Here is a 16370-nt window from a genome sequence, read left to right as displayed (position 1 = left end):
GTACCCCGCTGTCCATTCCTGCTGCGGATCCTCCATCCGGTCCGCCGGTGTGGCCGCTTCGGACGAGGTGGCCACGATCGGCATCGGCGCTTCCCTGCATCCGACGGCCGTCGGGGCACCGGCCATCGCCCTCGCCGTTGCCGTCCTCCGCCCCGGTCCGCGAGGCCCGATCCGCTCACGGACGTACCGCCGTGGCACGGGGCAGCACGACCTGGCCCGTGACGAACTCGCTCCAGAGCCCGAACCTCAGCTCCGCGCCGGGCCTCGCCCTGCTCTCGGCGAAGCTGACGGCACGCTCGCCCGACCGGCGAACCGCGCCCCAGACCAGCTCGAAACGGGAGGTGCCCACGCGCTGCCCGGGCGGGACGGACGTCGGCGGCAGAATTTCGTCCAGGGCCCAGCGGTAGCCCAGCCGTTGGTAGTACGGCGTGACCTTTTCCCACGTCAGTTCCAGGATCGCGCCGGTCGAAGGAATCACCACGAGCGCGCCGCGCAGCCCGTTGGCATGCCGGGTGTTGAAGGCCAAGACCTCCGACACACCCGAGGGATACGCGTGGGCGGTGCCCCTGCCCACCTGCGAGGCCGGGGGGCAGCCTGTCACTCCCCGCCTTTCGATCACCCTCCGGGGGCAGACCGGGAACGCCTCCGGGCGGAAGGCGAGCGAGTCGTCGAAGAGAAACACGAACCGGCGGGCGGCAGCGGGCGGGCCGTCCGGCTCCGTCCGGCTGGTGCGGTGGAAGCCCACCCGCAGCCCGTTGCGCGCACCGCCGTCCGAAGTGACCGACACGGAGAGGGTGTCGATGTTGCGCGGCCCCTCCACGTCCGGCTCGTGGGCGCGCTGCGGTCCGCCCGGCGCGGGGTCGGGCTCAGAAGCGGGGGAGGCGTCCGCGGGCGCCGCCATCATCAGCAGCGCGGCTGCCGCCGCGGTCATCGAACCCAGCCGTGTGCGCATACGCATGGTCCACTCCAGCGGTTCCGGGGGCGTCTGTACGCCCATGCTCACCCGCCGCCGGCCGCGCTCTCGCCCCTCTGCCGTGCCTGGGGAACGCCGTACCCAGGGACCAGCCGTCCCAGGTACCGGCACAATGAACGCATGGTTGTGCATGGAGAGTTGAGGGACTTCCTGCGCTCGCGGCGGGCCCGCATCCGCCCGGAGGACGTCGGCTACGCCTCGGGCTCGGGGCTGCGCCGGGTCCCGGGGCTGCGACGGGAGGAGCTGGCGCATCTGGCGGGTGTGAGCGTCGACTACTACGTACGCCTGGAGCAGGGGCGCAACCGCAGTGTCTCCGACGCCGTCCTCGACGCGGTGGCGGACGCGCTGCGGCTTGACGAGGACGAGCGCACCCATCTCTTCCGGCTCGCCCGGCCGCGCAAGACGGTCACCGAGACACCGCACGAGGCAACCGTCCGGCCGGGGGTGCGGCGGCTCCTCGACTGGATCGACGCGCCGGCGCTCGTCATCGGCCGCCGCATGGACGTACTCGCCTGGAACCGACCCGCCTGCGGCCTCATCACCGACTTCGGCCGACTGCCCCCGGCCGAGCGCAATCTCTGCCGCCTGCATCTGCTCAACGAGGAGATCGGCAGCCGCTATCCGGACCTCGACATGGTCGCCCGGGAGGCCGTGGGACATCTGCGCATCGCGGCGGGCCGCTTCCCGGAGGACCACGAGCTGCGGCTGCTCGTGGACGAACTCAAGGAGGCCAGCGAGGAGTTCCGGCGCTACTGGGCGCTGCACACGGTGCGCACCAAGGCGCATGGACTGAAGCGCATGGACCACCCGGAACTCGGGCCGCTCACCCTCTCGTACGAGATCACCCACTTTCCACAGGATCCGGAGCAGAGTCTGCTCGTGTACACCGGCACCCCGGGCTCCGCCGAGGAGCAAGCGCTGCGCGTCCTGGCCAAGACCGTCTGACGGCGCGGCGCGCACACGGAGGCGCGACCCCTGGAGCTGATGGTGTGTCAACTGAACCCCCGGTACCACAGTGCGACCGGAGGCCGGGCCCGCAGGACCGACGATGGGCGTCCGACCAGCCAACGGCCACGGAGGAATCCCATGCGTAAGCCCACGCGCGGCTCGGCCGCCGAACGGCCCGGACCGGGGCCGGTGACCTCATGGCAGCGCCGTCTCGTCCTGACCACGGCCACCGCGCTCGCTCTCACCCTGACCCCCGCTCCCGCCCCTCCCGTCGCCCCGGCCGCCCGGGCTTCTTCCCTGCCGGACCACTACGTCGTCCCCGGCGATCGTGCCTTCCCGACCGGCCTGGCCCTCGACCCCCGCACCGGCCACTTCTACGTGGGCAGTGCGCAGGACGGCACTCTGTACCGAGGCCACCTGGGCAGCTCCGAGGCGAAGGTCTGGTCACCCGACGGGCAGGACGGGCGTTCCGTCACCGCCGGAATGACCGTGGACCGCAAGGGGCGTCTGTATGTCAACGGGGCGGACACCGGAACGATGCGGGTCTATGACACGGGCACGCGTGAACTCCTCGCCGAACTGCGCGGTGCGCGCGGCGGGTTCATGAACGACGTCACCGTCGCGGACGACGGCACGGCCTACATCACCGACTCCTTCGTGCCCGTCGTCTACCGCGCGCGAGAACGCCAAGGACGGTGGACGCTGGAGCGCTGGCTCGACGTCGAGGACACTGCCGTGGACTGGATCGACGGCCAGCACAACCTCAATGGAGTGGTGGCCGTGGGGAATCATCTGCTCACCATCCAGAGCAACACCGGCCGCCTGTGGCGCATCGACCGCTCCACCGGTGTCGCAGACGAGGTCGACCTCGGTGGGCGTACCCTCCTGAGCGGCGACGGCATGGTCTGGCAAGACGGCCGCCTCTACGTCACCCAGGGCAACCTCTACGCGGACCCGGACGCCGAATCGCGGGTCGCCGTCCTGGAACTGGACGAAGACCTGTCCCGGGGAAGGCAGACCGCATCCCTCGTCCCGCCCGGTGGTTTCCGGCACCCGAGCGCCGCGGCCCTCACCACGAAGGGGCGTCTGCTGGTCGTCAACAGCCAGTACGACCGCTGGTCCGCGGGACTGCCGCCGCGGACACTGCCGTTCACGATCTCCAGCCTTCGGACGCCGTGACGAACGGACAGTCTTCCTGCGCACACCGCCGTGTCCGCTCCCGCGAGGGCGAACGGCGCGCTTCGACTCCGACGAGCCGTGAGCAAATGCCCTATCTCGGCTTCCTCGTGGCAAGGCAGCGTCTCGGCTACCGATCCGTACGGCGCCTTTGGTGCACCTGACGACGGCACGCGGGCCTGCCCGGAGCGGACAGGTCCCGAGGCCGGGCCGGTAACGTAGGTGTGTCCTCAGGTGTCGGACGGCTTGATCGAACGCCGCATCTCTTCCTCGTACGCGGTGCGCTGTTCCGGTACGGACCGGCAGACGATGGCATCCACCTGGAGCAGGTCGTCCATCCGGTCGAGCAGAGGCGCCGGGACCAGGTTCATCCAGGGCAGGACCCATCCCAGCCACCGAGGTGCATAGCTCACGGGGGCCGGGCGGCGCAGCGTCCGGTCCACCGCTGCCACCACGGCGGCGGGAGGCAGGGGGGTCAGCCCGCAGGGCAGGCGCAGGCCGTGCGCCATGTGGGTCGCTGTGAGACCGGCGAGGATGGCGCTCACCTGCACGCCGCTGCCGCGTAGTTCCCGGCGCAGTGCCCGGGACAGTGCGAGGACGCCCGCTTTGGTGGCGCTGTACGCGGCCATGCCGGCGATGGGCTTGGCGGCGGCGGCGCTCGCGATGTTGATCAGGTGACCGGTGCCGCGTTCCTTCATGACCGCCACCGCAGCTTGGCTTCCGTGCAGCACGGCGTTGAGGTTGACGGCCACGACACGGTCCAGGAGCGCGGCGGCCTGTGACTCGAGGGGGCCGATGGGCTGGATGCCGGCGTTGTTGACCCAGACATCCAGGCGGCCGAAGTGTTGCAGGGCGTGCTCTGCCAGGGAGTGGCACACCGAGGCGTCGGAGACGTCACCGACCACTGCGCGGTGCCCGGGACCGAGTGAGGTGAGCACGTCCTCGGCCGTCGCCGGGTCGATGTCACAGACGACGAGTCGGTGCCCGCTGTCGGCCAGGGACACGGCGATCCGGCGGCCGATCCCGCGTCCGGCTCCGGTCACTACGGCCACTCGCTCCGTGGTGTCGTTCCCTGCGTGGGAGTGCGCTGACGTCATGTTCGCCGCATCGCCTGTCGTGAGCGGGGGCGAGGGAAGGGGGAGCGGACCTGCGTGTCTGTGCGGCTGATCGCGCGGGCGATCTGGCGGGCGTCGACTCCCGCCTGGTAGAGCGCCCCGTAGAGCGGATTGCCGTAGCCGGCGAAGAACAGGCCGGGCGCGTCCGGACAGGTGCGAGCGCCCGTGACCAGTGGCCGTCCTGCGGTACCCAGGATGTCGGCGGCGCCGAGCAGATCCTCCAGACCGGTTCGGTAGCCGGTTGCGGCGATGACGACGTCGGGGGCGAGGGCCGTGCCGTCGGACAAGTGGACGAAGCCGTCCTGGAAACGGGTCGTCCCGGCGACCGGCTGGACATGGCCGTCGAGCACGGCGGCGACGATGCCCCGGTCATGCACGGGACTCGTTTCGTCCCGCGCTGACCGTGTGTACAGGCCCTCTGCAGGCAGCGGCAGCCCATGTGCGGACAGGTCCGGGAGAAGCAAACGGCGGATGAGCCGCGTGGCGCCGTCTCCCCAGGCGGGAGGGAGCCGGCGCGCCCAGATCCCCGCGGCCTGCCAGCGGCTGCTGTTCTTGGGGACGATGTTCGGCGCGGCGCGGACCGACAGCCAGACGCGGGCTGCTCCGGCCCGGCTGAGGGCGACAGCGATTTCCGTGCCGCTGTTCCCGGCTCCGACGACCAGGACTCGGCGCCCTTCGTAGGACGCGGGGTCACGGTAGTCCTTGGAGTGCAGAAGTCGGCCGGTGAAGGAATCGGCACCGGGCCAGTCCGGTACGTGGGGTGTGTGGTTGCGGCCTGTGGCGAGCACGACCGCGCGGGCGGTCAGGACCTCGCGTCTGGTGTGGACGAACCACTCGACTGTCGTGGAACCGGCCACGGGCCGTCCCCGGCCGAGGGTCACCCGCTGGACGTCCGTACCGGTGCGCACATCGAGCTGGTGGTGGGCGGCATACCGCTCCAGATAGGCGGCCCAGTCGTCGCGCGTGACCCAGGTGCCGGCACTCCGAGGGACGGCAAAGCCGGGAAGGCTGGACAGACGGCGGGGGGTGTGCAGTCGCAGGTGGTCATAGTGGGCGCGCCACCCGTCGCCGATGCGGTCCGACCGCTCGATGACCACGACGGGCTCCCGGGCGCGGCGCAGCATGGCGGCCGTCGCCAGGCCGCTGGGACCGGCGCCGACCACGACCACGGGGCGAGAGCCATGAATGTCGGTTTTCGTCATAGTTCCATGGCAACGAAAGGGCCGGCCCACGGGTCACGATGCGGGTGCGGCGGTGGCGGCCTCCCCGCCCGAGGGCGCCTGCATGCAGCCGCCGGGAGCGGCCGGTGTGAAGGCCGACGTCGACGAAGCCTGCGGCGCTCCGTGCTGAGGCAGGGCGTCCCCGGCCAAAGTGGAGAGCAACGCTCAAGGCCTGTGGATCCGCTGATCGACGAGATCGTTCGGAGGGCGCCCGCCGCATGCCGACCGCCGTGCCGGAGGCCGAAGCCAGCCGGTCACAGCCGAGTCGGCGGCCGAGACGGACGAGGCCGGCCGTGCAGCCCACGGGGTGAATTCGTTGGCCGGCAACCCTCGTCCAGGAGCGGAGGCCACCAGAACAGGGGTATCGGCGCTGCCGGGATGTGGGTTACCGCGGTGCGGCGTCCTCGGCCTGCCCGACGGCCCGTACCAGGTATGCGTCGTCGATGGGCTCGGGATCACCGAGGCGGTTCCCGAGCACGGCCCTCAGGTGTGTCCGGTCATAAGTGCGGTGCATCGCCACGTAGGTGAGGGCCCCCGCCCGCTGGGCGATGAGCGACTCGATCCGCGTCGGGTCGGGCAGATCCGTTACCGGGATCAGGGACAGGCCCGGGTAACGCTGTTCAACGGCGGTGCACAGGGAGGCTGTCGGGGTGTTCTGCGGATGAGTGATGTGCAGGGTCCGTACCGCGGGGGCGCCGGGGAGGGATTCGGCGGCGCACACCATGGCCCGGGCGGCATAGTCGGCCTGGAGCACGTTCAGCGCGCCCTCGGAGTCGATGGTGACACGGACCTGCAAGGCGTCCCCGCGGCTTCGGCCGGCAGGGTGAAGCCCACGCGGTTGCCTGCCGGGCAGGGGCCAGGAGCGCGACCAGTTGTCGAGGATCCCGGTCAGCGTGTCCAGGGGCTGGGCAGGCAGCGCGGAGGGCACCGCGCGATCGGTGATGAGGAGGCTGGGCCGCATGATGGTCGCTGTTCGGCCCCTTGCTCGCGCCCACGCGTGCACCATGGTTTCGGCGGTGTACTTGGATTCCTCGTAGGCGTTGTGGAAGCCGTGGTCTTCGCGCAGGTCGTCCTCGTGGATATGGCCGGTGAGGCGTCGACCTGCCACGTAGGCGGTGCTGACGTAGACCAACTGCGCGTGGGGGGCTTGGTCGGCGAGGTCGAGGACGTGCCGGGTGCCGAGCACGTTGGACCGGTACAGGGGCACCGGGTCGCCTGCCAGGCTGAGCAAGGCGGCACTGTGCCAGAGGTGGGTCAGTCCGGCGGTCACCCGAGCTCGCGTCTCGGCGTCCAGGCCCAGGCCGGGCCGGGTGAGGTCGCCACTGACATAGCGCAGCCGGGACAGGGCGCCGTCGGGCAGGGGCGGGGCATCCAGCCAGGTGATCGCGCGCTCGGTGCGGACGCGCAGGCTTTCGGGGCTGCCCCGTCCGAGGACGGTCACGGGTTCGCCGCCGGGGCGGGCGAGCAACTCACGGACGAGACGGCAGCCGACGAAGCCGGTGGCGCCGGTGATCAGGACGGACAAGGCATCTCCGTGACTGCAGCAGGATGGTAACGGTGCGTCAACAAGCGACGTTACTCGGGTTCAACGAAGGCCAGGTGCGGCGGACCTGGCCCTTTACGGCGCGGCATTCGAAAGAGTGCAGGTGAGGCTTGCTCTACGAACGTTCACCGGAACGAGCGAAAGTGAGTGGACTGCCGCCGCGGGCGGCGGTGCCTCACCTTCTCCACCGTGCATGCCACTACGGTGCGTGTTGAATCGATGCTCGTCTTCCTCTGCCGAGAGCAGGTCAGTACATGCCCCAGGAACCGGACGCCCGCGACAAGGACCCCATCGCCGTCGTCGGCGTCTCCTGCCGTCTGCCTGGCGGCATCACCGGCATGGACGGCCTCTGGGAGGCTCTGCTCCAGGGGCGCGACCTGATCACGGAGATGCCCGCCGACCGGTTCGACGTGGACCGGTTCGTGGACACGGAAATGCCGCGGAGGGGAAAGTCCTATACGGCGGCAGGTGGTTTCCTCGACGACATCGCCGGCTTCGATGCCGCCTACTTCGGCATTCCTCCCAAGGAAGCCGCCCACATGGATCCGCAGCACCGGCTGCTGCTGGAACTCGCGGCGGAGGCGCTGGACGACGCGGCGATCGACGCCGAGCGGCTGGCCGGCACGGACACCGCCGTCTACATCGGCATCTCCGACGCAAGCTATGCCAATGTGCACGTGTTCGCTCCGCGCGGCATGAACGCCTACTCCATGGCGGGCAGCGCTTCCTCGATCGCGGCGAACCGGCTGTCGCACACCTTCGACCTGCGCGGCCCGAGCATGGCCGTCGACACCGCCTGTTCCTCGTCCCTGGTGGCCCTGGACCGGGCATGCCGCACCCTGCGCGAGGGCACCAGCCGTACCGCCCTGTGCGGGGGCGCGAACATCATGCTCTCCGCCGGTCTCTACATCGGCTTCTCGCAGGCGTCGTACCTCTCGCCGAGCGGCAGGTGTGCCGCGTTCTCCGCCGGTGCCGATGGGTTCGTGCGGGCCGAGGGCGGCGGCATGGTGGTGCTGAAGCGCTTGGCCGACGCGGTTGCCGACGGCGACCGCGTCCTGGGCCTGATCCTGGGCAGCGCCAGCAACTGCAACGGCCGGACCATGGGTCTGGCACTGCCCAGCGCCCAGGCGCAGGAGGACCTGCTGCGCGGTCTGTACGCGCAAGCGGGCGTGCAGCCCAATGAGTTGGTGTACTTCGAAGCCCACGGAACGGGAACGCCTGCGGGTGACCCGGTGGAGGCCCGGGCCATCGGACAGGCCCTGGGCACGCGCCGGATCACCGGGCCCCTGCCGATCGGCTCGGTGAAGACGAATCTGGGCCATCTGGAGTCCGCCTCGGGGATGGCAGGGCTGTGCAAGGCACTGCTGGTCCTGCGCCACCGCACCATCCCGGCCTCCCTGCACGCCGGCGAACTCAACCCGGCCATCGACTTCCCCGGGCTCGGCATCGACGTGGTCACCGAGAACCGGCCCCTGGCCGAAACGCCACGCCCGGTCGTCGGCGTCAACTCCTTCGGATTCGGGGGCGCGAACGCGCACATCGTCCTGGCCGCCGCACCGACCGCCCCGCAGCCGCCGACGTGTGCGCCACCGCCCGAGGGCCTGCCGGTTCTGATCAGCGCCCGGACCCAACCGGCCCTGCGCCGTGCGGCGGCGCGCATGGCCGAACGCCTGGCCACGGCCGATGCGGAGGAGTACTACGACATCGCCTACACCTCCTGTCGGCGCCGGGGCAGGCACGAGCAGCGTGCCGCGGTCCTGGCGGGCACAGCGCCAGAAGCTGCTCAGCACTTCACCGCCCTGGCCGCGTCCCCTACGGGCGCGGCCACGCAGGCGGTGCACCGCGGACGGGTGGCCTTCGTCTATTCGGGCAACGGCGCGCAGTGGGCCGGAATGGGCGCGGATCTGCTCGAAACCGACGCCGTCTTCCGGCGGGCGATGCGGACCGTGGACGCCGAGCTGACACCGCTGCTGGGGTGGTCGGTCACCCAGTACCTGATCTCGCCGGCCGCACAGTGGCGGTTGGAGGCCACCGAAGTGGCACAGCCACTGCTGTTCGCACTACAGGTGTGCCTCACCGAGACACTACGCGGGCAGGGGGTCGAACCGGCCGCGGTCCTCGGCTACAGCATCGGCGAGGTGACCGCGGCCTACGCCTGCGGGGCCCTGTCCCTCGCGCAGGCAGCCGAAATGATCGCCATCCGCAGCCAGATCCAGGCGGCCACCGCCGGCAGCGGGCGCATGGCAGCGGTCGGACTGGGCCCCCAGCAGGCGGCGGAGGCACTGCGGGCCTACGACGGGAAACTGGAGATCGCCGGCGTCAACAGCGCCCAGGACGTCACCGTCGCCGGCGATGCCGCCGCACTCACCGCCCTCGTCGAGCAGCTCACCGAGCAGAACGTCTTCTGCCGTGACCTGGGCCTGAACTACGCCTTCCACAGCCGTGCCATGGACCCCCAGGAACAGGCACTGACCTCCGCGCTCAAGGAGCTGCGGCCGCACCCCGCCGAGGTCCCCCTCTACTCGACGATCACCGGAACCCGGATCGCCGGAACCGAACTGAACAACAGGCACTGGTGGCACAACATGCGCTCCCCCGTGCAATTCGCCCAGGCGGTGGAGACAGCCCTGGACGACGGCGCGGACATCTTCGTGGAGGTCGGCCCTCACCCGGCGCTGCGCACGTACCTGCAGCGCATCGCCGCGGCCCACCCGCAGACGCCCGTCACGGTCCTGCCGACGCTGCGCCGCGGGCACAGCGGCCCCGACGCCCTCGCCGCTACGCGTGCGGCCCTCCTGGCCACGGGAGCACACACCGACTGGTCCCGCTACTTCCCCCGGCCCGGCCGGGTGACCGACCTGCCCGCCTACCCCTGGCAGCGCGAGCGGCACTGGAACGTCCCCGAGGACTGGAGCGGCAACCCGCCGCTGCTGCACCCGCTGCTGGGAAGCAGGGTCGCCGTCCCCACACCCTCATGGTCCGGCCCGGTCGAACCGGCCCTCGTGCGCTGGCTGGCCGATCACCGAGTCGCCGGCAGCGTCGTCATGCCCGCGACCGGCTACGCGGAGATGGCCCTGGCCGCCGGGCGCCTCACGCTGCAGGCACCGGTGGAAGTCGAACACCTCGAGATCAGCAGCGCCCTCGTCGTGCCCTGGGCCGACGCCTCCGCCGTCCGGACGCAGGTGTCGCTCAACCCGGAAGACGGCCTCCTGCTCATCTCCAGCACCGCCGAGCACGCCGACGAGCCACGCCCGCACGCCCGTGCCCGCGTACGCACGCTCCTCGCCTCCAGGCCCGCCCCGCTGGACGTGAGCGTGCTGCGCGAGCGGTGCACACGGCAGTTGAGCGTCGAGGACCACTACGGGGCCTGCGCGGACGCCGGGCTCGACTACGGCCCGGCCTTCCGCGTACTGCGCGAACTGCATGTGGGCGACGGGCAGGTCCTGGCTCATTACACCCACCCGGATCCCGGGCCGCCCTACACCGCACACCCGGCATTGCTCGACGGCGCCCTGCAGGCGGGTTCTCCGCTCCTCGCCGACCTGACGGCACAGGGACAGGCGTATCTGCCCGCGGCAATCGAGGCCGTCCGCGTATGGGCCACTCCCTCTCCCAGCGGTGTCATCGCCGTGCGGGAAAGGTCCCGTACGGCCGGCGAGGTCTGCTGGGACATCACCCTCGCCGACGTGGACGGTACCGTCACCGCCCAGCTCGACGGCTGCCGCCTACGCCGCTTCTCCGGCACCCGCACCACACCGATCACCACCCAGCACACCGTGCTGCGCGCTGCTCCCCAAAGCACCGAACCCAGCGCCCGCACCTCGCCCGTACCGCTTCCGGAACAGGTGATCGATGCCTGTATGCCTCAGATCGTCGAGACGCGCACGGCATGGCGAGAGCTGCGGTACGAGCTCGTCGAGGCCGACGCCGCGGACCTGTGGGCCCGCACCGTCGCCACGGCGCTGCGCTCCCTGCTGCCCGACCCTTCGGCCTCCTTCACCTGGGACGAACTTGTCGGATACGGCGTGGAGGAACGGCATCTGCGCCTGCTGAGAGCGACACGGCCGATGATGGAGCGGTGGGGACTGCTGAGCACCGAGCCCGGCGGGCGGTACCGCCTGGCAGGCACGGATCCGGATTTCAGGGGTGCGCTCACCGCGTTCGCCGCGCGGCATCCGCAGTTCATCGGCGCCCATGCGCTGACCGTGTACCACGGCTCGCAGCTGATCGACTTCCTGTGCGGAAAGCGCGATGCGATGCAACTGCTGACCGACGATGTCCCGACGAAGATGCTCGAGCAGTTCTACGACATCGCACCGTTCTGCCGGTTTCACAACCGTCTGGCCCAGGTGGTACTGAAGGAGGCCCTCCGCAGCTGGCCCGCAGAGCGGCCCGTGCGGATCCTGGAAGTCGGCTCCGGCACCGGCGGCCTGACCGCCGCGCTGCTGCCGCTCCTTCCCCCGGAGCGAACGCGCTACTGCTTCACCGACACCTCTGCGTTCTTCTTCCCCAAGGCCCGCAACCGGTTCGCCGCATACGACTTCGTCGACTACCGGACCTTCGACCTGGACACCGATCCGGCCGAACAAGGTTATGCATCGGGTGAGTTCGACTTCGTCGTGGCGGGCAACGCCCTGCACACCGCCAAGGACCTCACCCGGGCCATGCGGCACGTCGCCGGCCTGCTGGCCCCCGGCGGAGCACTGCTCGCCCTGGAAACGCACAACACGGAACTCCTCCTGCCCCTCTTCGGCCTGCTGGACAGCTCCTACGGCAACACCGACACCGCGCTGCGCCCCGACACCCTGCTCCTGCCACGCGCCCAATGGCCGGACGTGCTCACACAGTGCGGTTTCACCCACATCGAACAGATCGGCGACGATCAACCCCCTGGGCGCGACAACGGATCCCTGCTGCTGGCCACCGTTCCCACCCGCGACGAGGACGTCCCGAACACGCCGCCACCTGCCGCACGCCCCGATGCCGCCTTCCTCGTGGCTGCTGAGGCCGCCGGCGAACTGCCCTTCGCGACAACGCTGGCAGGCCACCTCACTGAGGGAGGGAAGACAGAGAGGGTCGCACTCGTACCCCGCACGCGTGAGGAATGGGAGACCTTCCTGGCACGCGCCGACTCCCACACCGGCGCCGGGGCACCAGCCGTGGTGCTGCTTCTCGGGGAAGTGACGGAGGACGATCCGGCCGCCGTGGTGTCACGGACGGCGCGGCGTGCGGAGTCACTGCGCCTCTGCGCGGCCGTGCTGGACGAACGGCGCCGCCGGGGCAGCCGTCCCGAACTCTGGCTGGTGACCCGCCCCAGCGGGGCCGTCGAGACCGGTCTGGAGGCCGAACAGCCTGCCGATGCGGCAATCTGGGCCATGGCGCGTTGCCTGGCCAACGAACTGCCCGAAATCCCGTGCCGGCGGTTGTCACTGCGCCGCTCCGGCAACATCGACGCCGACACCCGCCGACTGGCCCGGGAACTGTGCTCGCCGGGGGAGGAGGACGAGATCGTCCTTACCCGACAGGGCCGGTTCGTTCCCCGCGAGCAGCATCGCCCCACCGCCCGCCCCGCCACCCGCGACCTGCCCTTCACCTTGCGCGTCCACAATCCGGGCCTGTCCTATGAACTGGCCTGGCAGGAGATTCCCCGTCCCGCACCCGGCCCGGGTGAAGTCCTCGTCGACGTCAGGGCCGCCGCGCTGAACTACCGTGACACGATGCGGGCCACCGATCTGCTGCCCGCCGAGGCCGGAGAGGGCGATCCCCTGGCAGACGGCTACGGGATGGAATGCGCCGGTGTCGTCGTCGCTTGCGGTGAGGGCGTGACGCGATACAAGCCGGGCGACCGCGTCGCCTGCCTGGCCCCCGCGTCGCTGAGCTCCTACACGCTGAGCAGGCCCGAGGGCATGTTCCCGCTGCCGGACGGCATGACGTTCAACGAAGGCGCGACCCTGCCGGTGGCCTACAGCACCGTCCTCTACAGCCTGCGCACCCTGGCCCGCCTGCAGCCCGGCGAGAGCGTACTCATCCACGGTGCGGCAGGCGGCGTCGGCCTCGCCGCCCTGCGGTACGCCACCGCCTGCGGCGCCGAGGTCATCGCCACCGCCGGCAGCGACCTCAAACGGACCTATCTGCGGTCCCTGGGCGTACGGCACGTCTTCGACTCCCGCTCCCTGCACTTCGCCGACCAGATCCGGTGCCTCACCCACGGGCGCGGTGTCGACGTGGTGCTCAACTCCCTGGCAGGCGAAGCCCTCACCCGCAGCCTCGAACTCCTCAAGCCCGGCGGCCGGTTCCTCGAACTGGGCAAGCGAGACTTCTACGAGAACAAGCCACTCCTGCTGAGGCCGTTCAAGAACAACATCGCGTTCTTCGGTGTCGACCTCACCAAGGTCTTCTCCGAAGGGGCCCAGCTCGCCGACCTCGTCGCCCAGTTCCAGGACCCCGGACTGCACGACGTCATCCGGCCCCTGCCCCATGCTGTGTTCCCCGCCGCGCGGGTGGACGAGGCGTTCGCCCTCCTGCAGCACTCCCGGCACATCGGCAAGGTCGTCGTCGCCTTCGATCCGCTGGACGAACCACCCCTGGTCGAGCCCTCGGCCCGCGCGCCCCGCCTGGACCCCTCGGGGGCCTACCTGGTGACTGGCGGTACCGGCGGGTTCGGTGCGGCGACCGCCCTGTGGCTCGCGGACCTGGGCGCCCAGCACCTCGCCCTGGTCAGCAGGCGCGGCCCCGACGCTCCCGAGGCCGACGCGGTCCTCGCGGCACTGCACGAACGGGGCGTACAGGCCGACGCCTACGCGGCCGACGCCGCCGATCCGGCCGCCATGACGGACGTCGTGGCCCAGATCGACGCGCAGGGCCATCCGCTGCGCGGGGTCGTGCACGCCGCCATGCACCTGGACGACGAGGCACTGCTCGACCTGGACGAGGAGCGGATGGCCGCGGTCCTCCGCCCGAAGATCGGCGGTGCCATCGTCCTGGACCGGCTCACCCGGGACCGCGAGTGCGACCTGTTCCTGATGTACTCATCCGGCGCCACGGTGATCGGTAATGGCACACAAGCCCCCTACGCGGCCGGGAACCTGTACCTGGAAGCCCTCGTCCGCAGCCGTCGCCGCCAGGGCCGGCCGGGGCTGGCGATCGCCTGGGGCGCGATCGGGGACGCCGGATACGTGGCCCGCAACGACCTGGCCGCCCCACTGACGGCCCTCGGTCTGGAAATGATCAGCACGAACGAGGCGTTCACCGCCTCCAGGACGCTCCTGCCAAGCGGTGCGGACGTGGCTGGGGTCGCACGCTGCGACTGGGCCCGTGCCCGCAATCTGCTCCCGCTGCTGGCCACGCCCCGGCTGGCCGGCCTGGTGCCCGCAGGCAGCCACGCACACGACGACAAGGAAGGGCTGCTGCACCAACTGCACCAACTGCCCCGCGAAGAGGCCCTTGCCTTCCTCCGTGACAACGTCGCCGCGCTGATTGCCGACGTACTGCAGATGGACGCCTCCGACGTGGACGTGCACCGCAAGGTGGACAGCTACGGCATGGACTCCCTCATGGCGGCCGAGCTGCTGGTCGTGATCAAGCAGAGCTTCGGGGTGGACATCCCGCCCATGGAGCTGATGCGCGCCACCAGTGGCACCATCGCGGACCTGGCTCAGCTCATCCATCTGCGCCTCGGCGCCGGGTACAGTCAGACACCCCTTCCGCTCCCGCGAGCCCACGAGAAAGCCGAGCACGCCGCGCTCCCTCATCAGCCGGATCCTGCCGCCGCTGTGGATGAGATGACACCGACAGATTCCTGAGCACCGCACCCGCTCGTTGCCGCCGCCCTACTGCGGGCGGCGGCGGCGACGTCAGCGACTCAGCGCAACAGACCACCCAGGGCCCGCGTCCGGCAGCGGGCCGAGGACAGGGAGCACGAGAATGGAACCGCACGAGCCTGTGCCCTCGGACGGAGCAGCGACGACTCATGACCGGCTGGCCGTCTCCTACAGCGACGCCAACCCGTTCTTCCGGTTGTGCCGACACCTGGGCTGGGGCCCCCTGGTCAACCTCGGTTACTGCACCTGGCCCACGATGCCCGCGATCCTCGGCGGCCTGGCGTTCTTCCAGCGCCGACTCGAAACGCGGAGCCTGGCGCTCCTGCAGGCCCGGCCGGGGCACCGGGTACTGGACGCATGCTGCGGACGCGGCCACACCACCGCTCGGCTGGGCGCGGCGGGCTGTGATGCGGTGGGTGTGGACATCACCGCGCAACAGATCGCGGACGCCCGCGCCCGGTATGGCGACGCTCCCCGCACCACCTTCGCCGTGGCCGACGTGACAGCCCTGCCCCGTCACATCGACGGAATCGACATGACGGACGGTTCCTTCGACCGCGTGTACTGCCTTGAGGCTGCCTTCCATCTCTCTCCTGCCGGCCGCCGTGCCTTTCTCACCGAGGCGTTTCGGGTCCTGCGCCCCGGCGGACGATTCGTTCTGGTCGACTTCACATGGAACTCAGGTAGTCCGGGGATGATTCGGCAGCTCGATCCTCAAGGCCTGGTGCGTACGGCATGGCAGATCGAAGAGTTCGAGCCCCTGGAACGCTATCTGGAGCATGCGAACGACATCGGGTTCGTCGTACGACGCACGGTTGACTGGACCCGCCCGGTCACTGAACGTTTCATGTATCTGGGCACGGTACTGACGCGCCTGGCAACCACGAGCGCGGGCCGGCGGATCCTCTGCCTGCGCTGGCCCGGCCTTCGGGAGTTCAGCGCACTGGACTGGCAGGACACACTCGCCTCCATCAATGCCCACCGGTCCCTGGGGCGCCACGTCGGCTACACGGCCCTCGTACTCGACAAGCCGGAAGACACCGGACAATCCGGTCGTACCGGGAGCCAGGTGTTGCCGTAAGGCCCTGCCCTGCATGGTCAGTCTGAGGGGGCGATGCAGCGGCAGAGGGCGGGGGACGGGGCGCAGCCCCGAACGAGGGGCAGGGAGGGGCCATGTCGAGGGGGCACCAGGCTCACGGGGCGGCCTCTGGTCGGCGGCCGTTGCAGACGCGTGCCCTCACCCGTGAGGCCGGCCGGGCACGGCAGCTCCTGGCCGCGGGGGAATGGCGTCCTGCCGCAGCGGACTCGGAAGCAGCCGCGCGCGTCCCGGCCCGCCTCGCGGCTCCGCTTCCGGTCCGGCGGGCAGCGGCCCCCCGGACACTGGTGACAGACCGGGACCGGCGTCTCCAACGCATCCTGCGGACCGCCCTCCACCACCTCGACTCAGGCGCCGTCAGCCCGCCCGCAGCCGCCCTCCTGCTCGCCGTCGCCCGCGCCTTCCTGCCCTGGCACGCCACCCCGGCCCCCACCGCGCGCGGCGGCGGCCCCGAGATACGGAACTCAGGCGGGGACGGC

Annotated in this window: 8 protein-coding genes; 4 read left to right on the top strand and 4 right to left on the bottom strand. The window is 70.8% G+C overall.

Features of this window, described 5'->3' with window-relative positions; all coding sequences use genetic code 11:
• Positions 1–175: 175 nt before the first annotated feature.
• Positions 176–958, bottom strand: a complete 783-nt coding sequence (locus ACLGIH_RS01260) for a hypothetical protein (RefSeq protein WP_416523326.1) — start codon at positions 956–958, stop codon at positions 176–178.
• 135 nt (positions 959–1093) lie between these two features.
• Here ACLGIH_RS01260 and ACLGIH_RS01255 point away from each other — a divergent pair, with 135 nt between their 5' ends.
• Both ACLGIH_RS01255 and ACLGIH_RS01250 read left to right on the top strand, forming a co-directional pair.
• The gene (locus tag ACLGIH_RS01255; protein ID WP_416523325.1) at positions 1094–1918 is read left to right on the top strand and encodes a helix-turn-helix domain-containing protein; all 825 of its coding nucleotides are present in this window, start codon (positions 1094–1096) and stop codon (positions 1916–1918) included.
• A 141-nt stretch (positions 1919–2059) separates the two neighbouring features.
• The gene (locus ACLGIH_RS01250; protein WP_416523324.1) at positions 2060–3100 is read left to right on the top strand and encodes an SMP-30/gluconolactonase/LRE family protein; all 1041 of its coding nucleotides are present in this window, start codon (positions 2060–2062) and stop codon (positions 3098–3100) included.
• Between the two features lie 227 nt (positions 3101–3327).
• Here ACLGIH_RS01250 and ACLGIH_RS01245 read toward each other — a convergent pair whose 3' ends face one another.
• The 3 genes from ACLGIH_RS01245 to ACLGIH_RS01235 all read right to left on the bottom strand — a co-directional run bounded on the left by ACLGIH_RS01245 (position 3328) and on the right by ACLGIH_RS01235 (position 6957).
• A complete protein-coding gene (locus tag ACLGIH_RS01245) occupies positions 3328–4149 on the bottom strand; it encodes an SDR family NAD(P)-dependent oxidoreductase (protein ID WP_416523323.1) in 822 nt (273 codons plus the stop codon).
• A gap of 41 nt (positions 4150–4190) precedes the next feature.
• Positions 4191–5414 (bottom strand): flavin-containing monooxygenase, encoded by a 1224-nt coding sequence (locus ACLGIH_RS01240; protein WP_416523322.1) that lies wholly within the window; start codon positions 5412–5414, stop codon positions 4191–4193.
• 403 nt (positions 5415–5817) lie between these two features.
• Positions 5818–6957 carry an SDR family oxidoreductase gene (locus ACLGIH_RS01235; protein ID WP_416523321.1) on the bottom strand — a complete coding sequence of 380 codons (1140 nt, stop codon included), beginning with the start codon at positions 6955–6957 and terminating at the stop codon, positions 5818–5820.
• A 272-nt stretch (positions 6958–7229) separates the two neighbouring features.
• On the opposite strand from ACLGIH_RS01235, the gene ACLGIH_RS01230 reads away from it, so the two are divergent.
• Together ACLGIH_RS01230 and ACLGIH_RS01225 are read left to right on the top strand one after the other, a co-directional pair.
• Positions 7230–14777, top strand: coding sequence for an SDR family NAD(P)-dependent oxidoreductase (locus ACLGIH_RS01230; RefSeq protein WP_416523320.1), 7548 nt, complete (start codon positions 7230–7232; stop codon positions 14775–14777).
• Positions 14778–14898: 121 nt separating this feature from the next.
• Positions 14899–15876, top strand: coding sequence for a class I SAM-dependent methyltransferase (locus tag ACLGIH_RS01225; RefSeq protein ID WP_416523319.1), 978 nt, complete (start codon positions 14899–14901; stop codon positions 15874–15876).
• Positions 15877–16370 lie beyond the last annotated feature (494 nt).

This window comes from Streptomyces hamibioticus (genome assembly GCF_047946815.1).
Taxonomy (GTDB): Bacteria; Actinomycetota; Actinomycetes; order Streptomycetales; family Streptomycetaceae; genus Streptomyces.
This window is presented reverse-complemented; position numbering and strand designations above follow the sequence as displayed.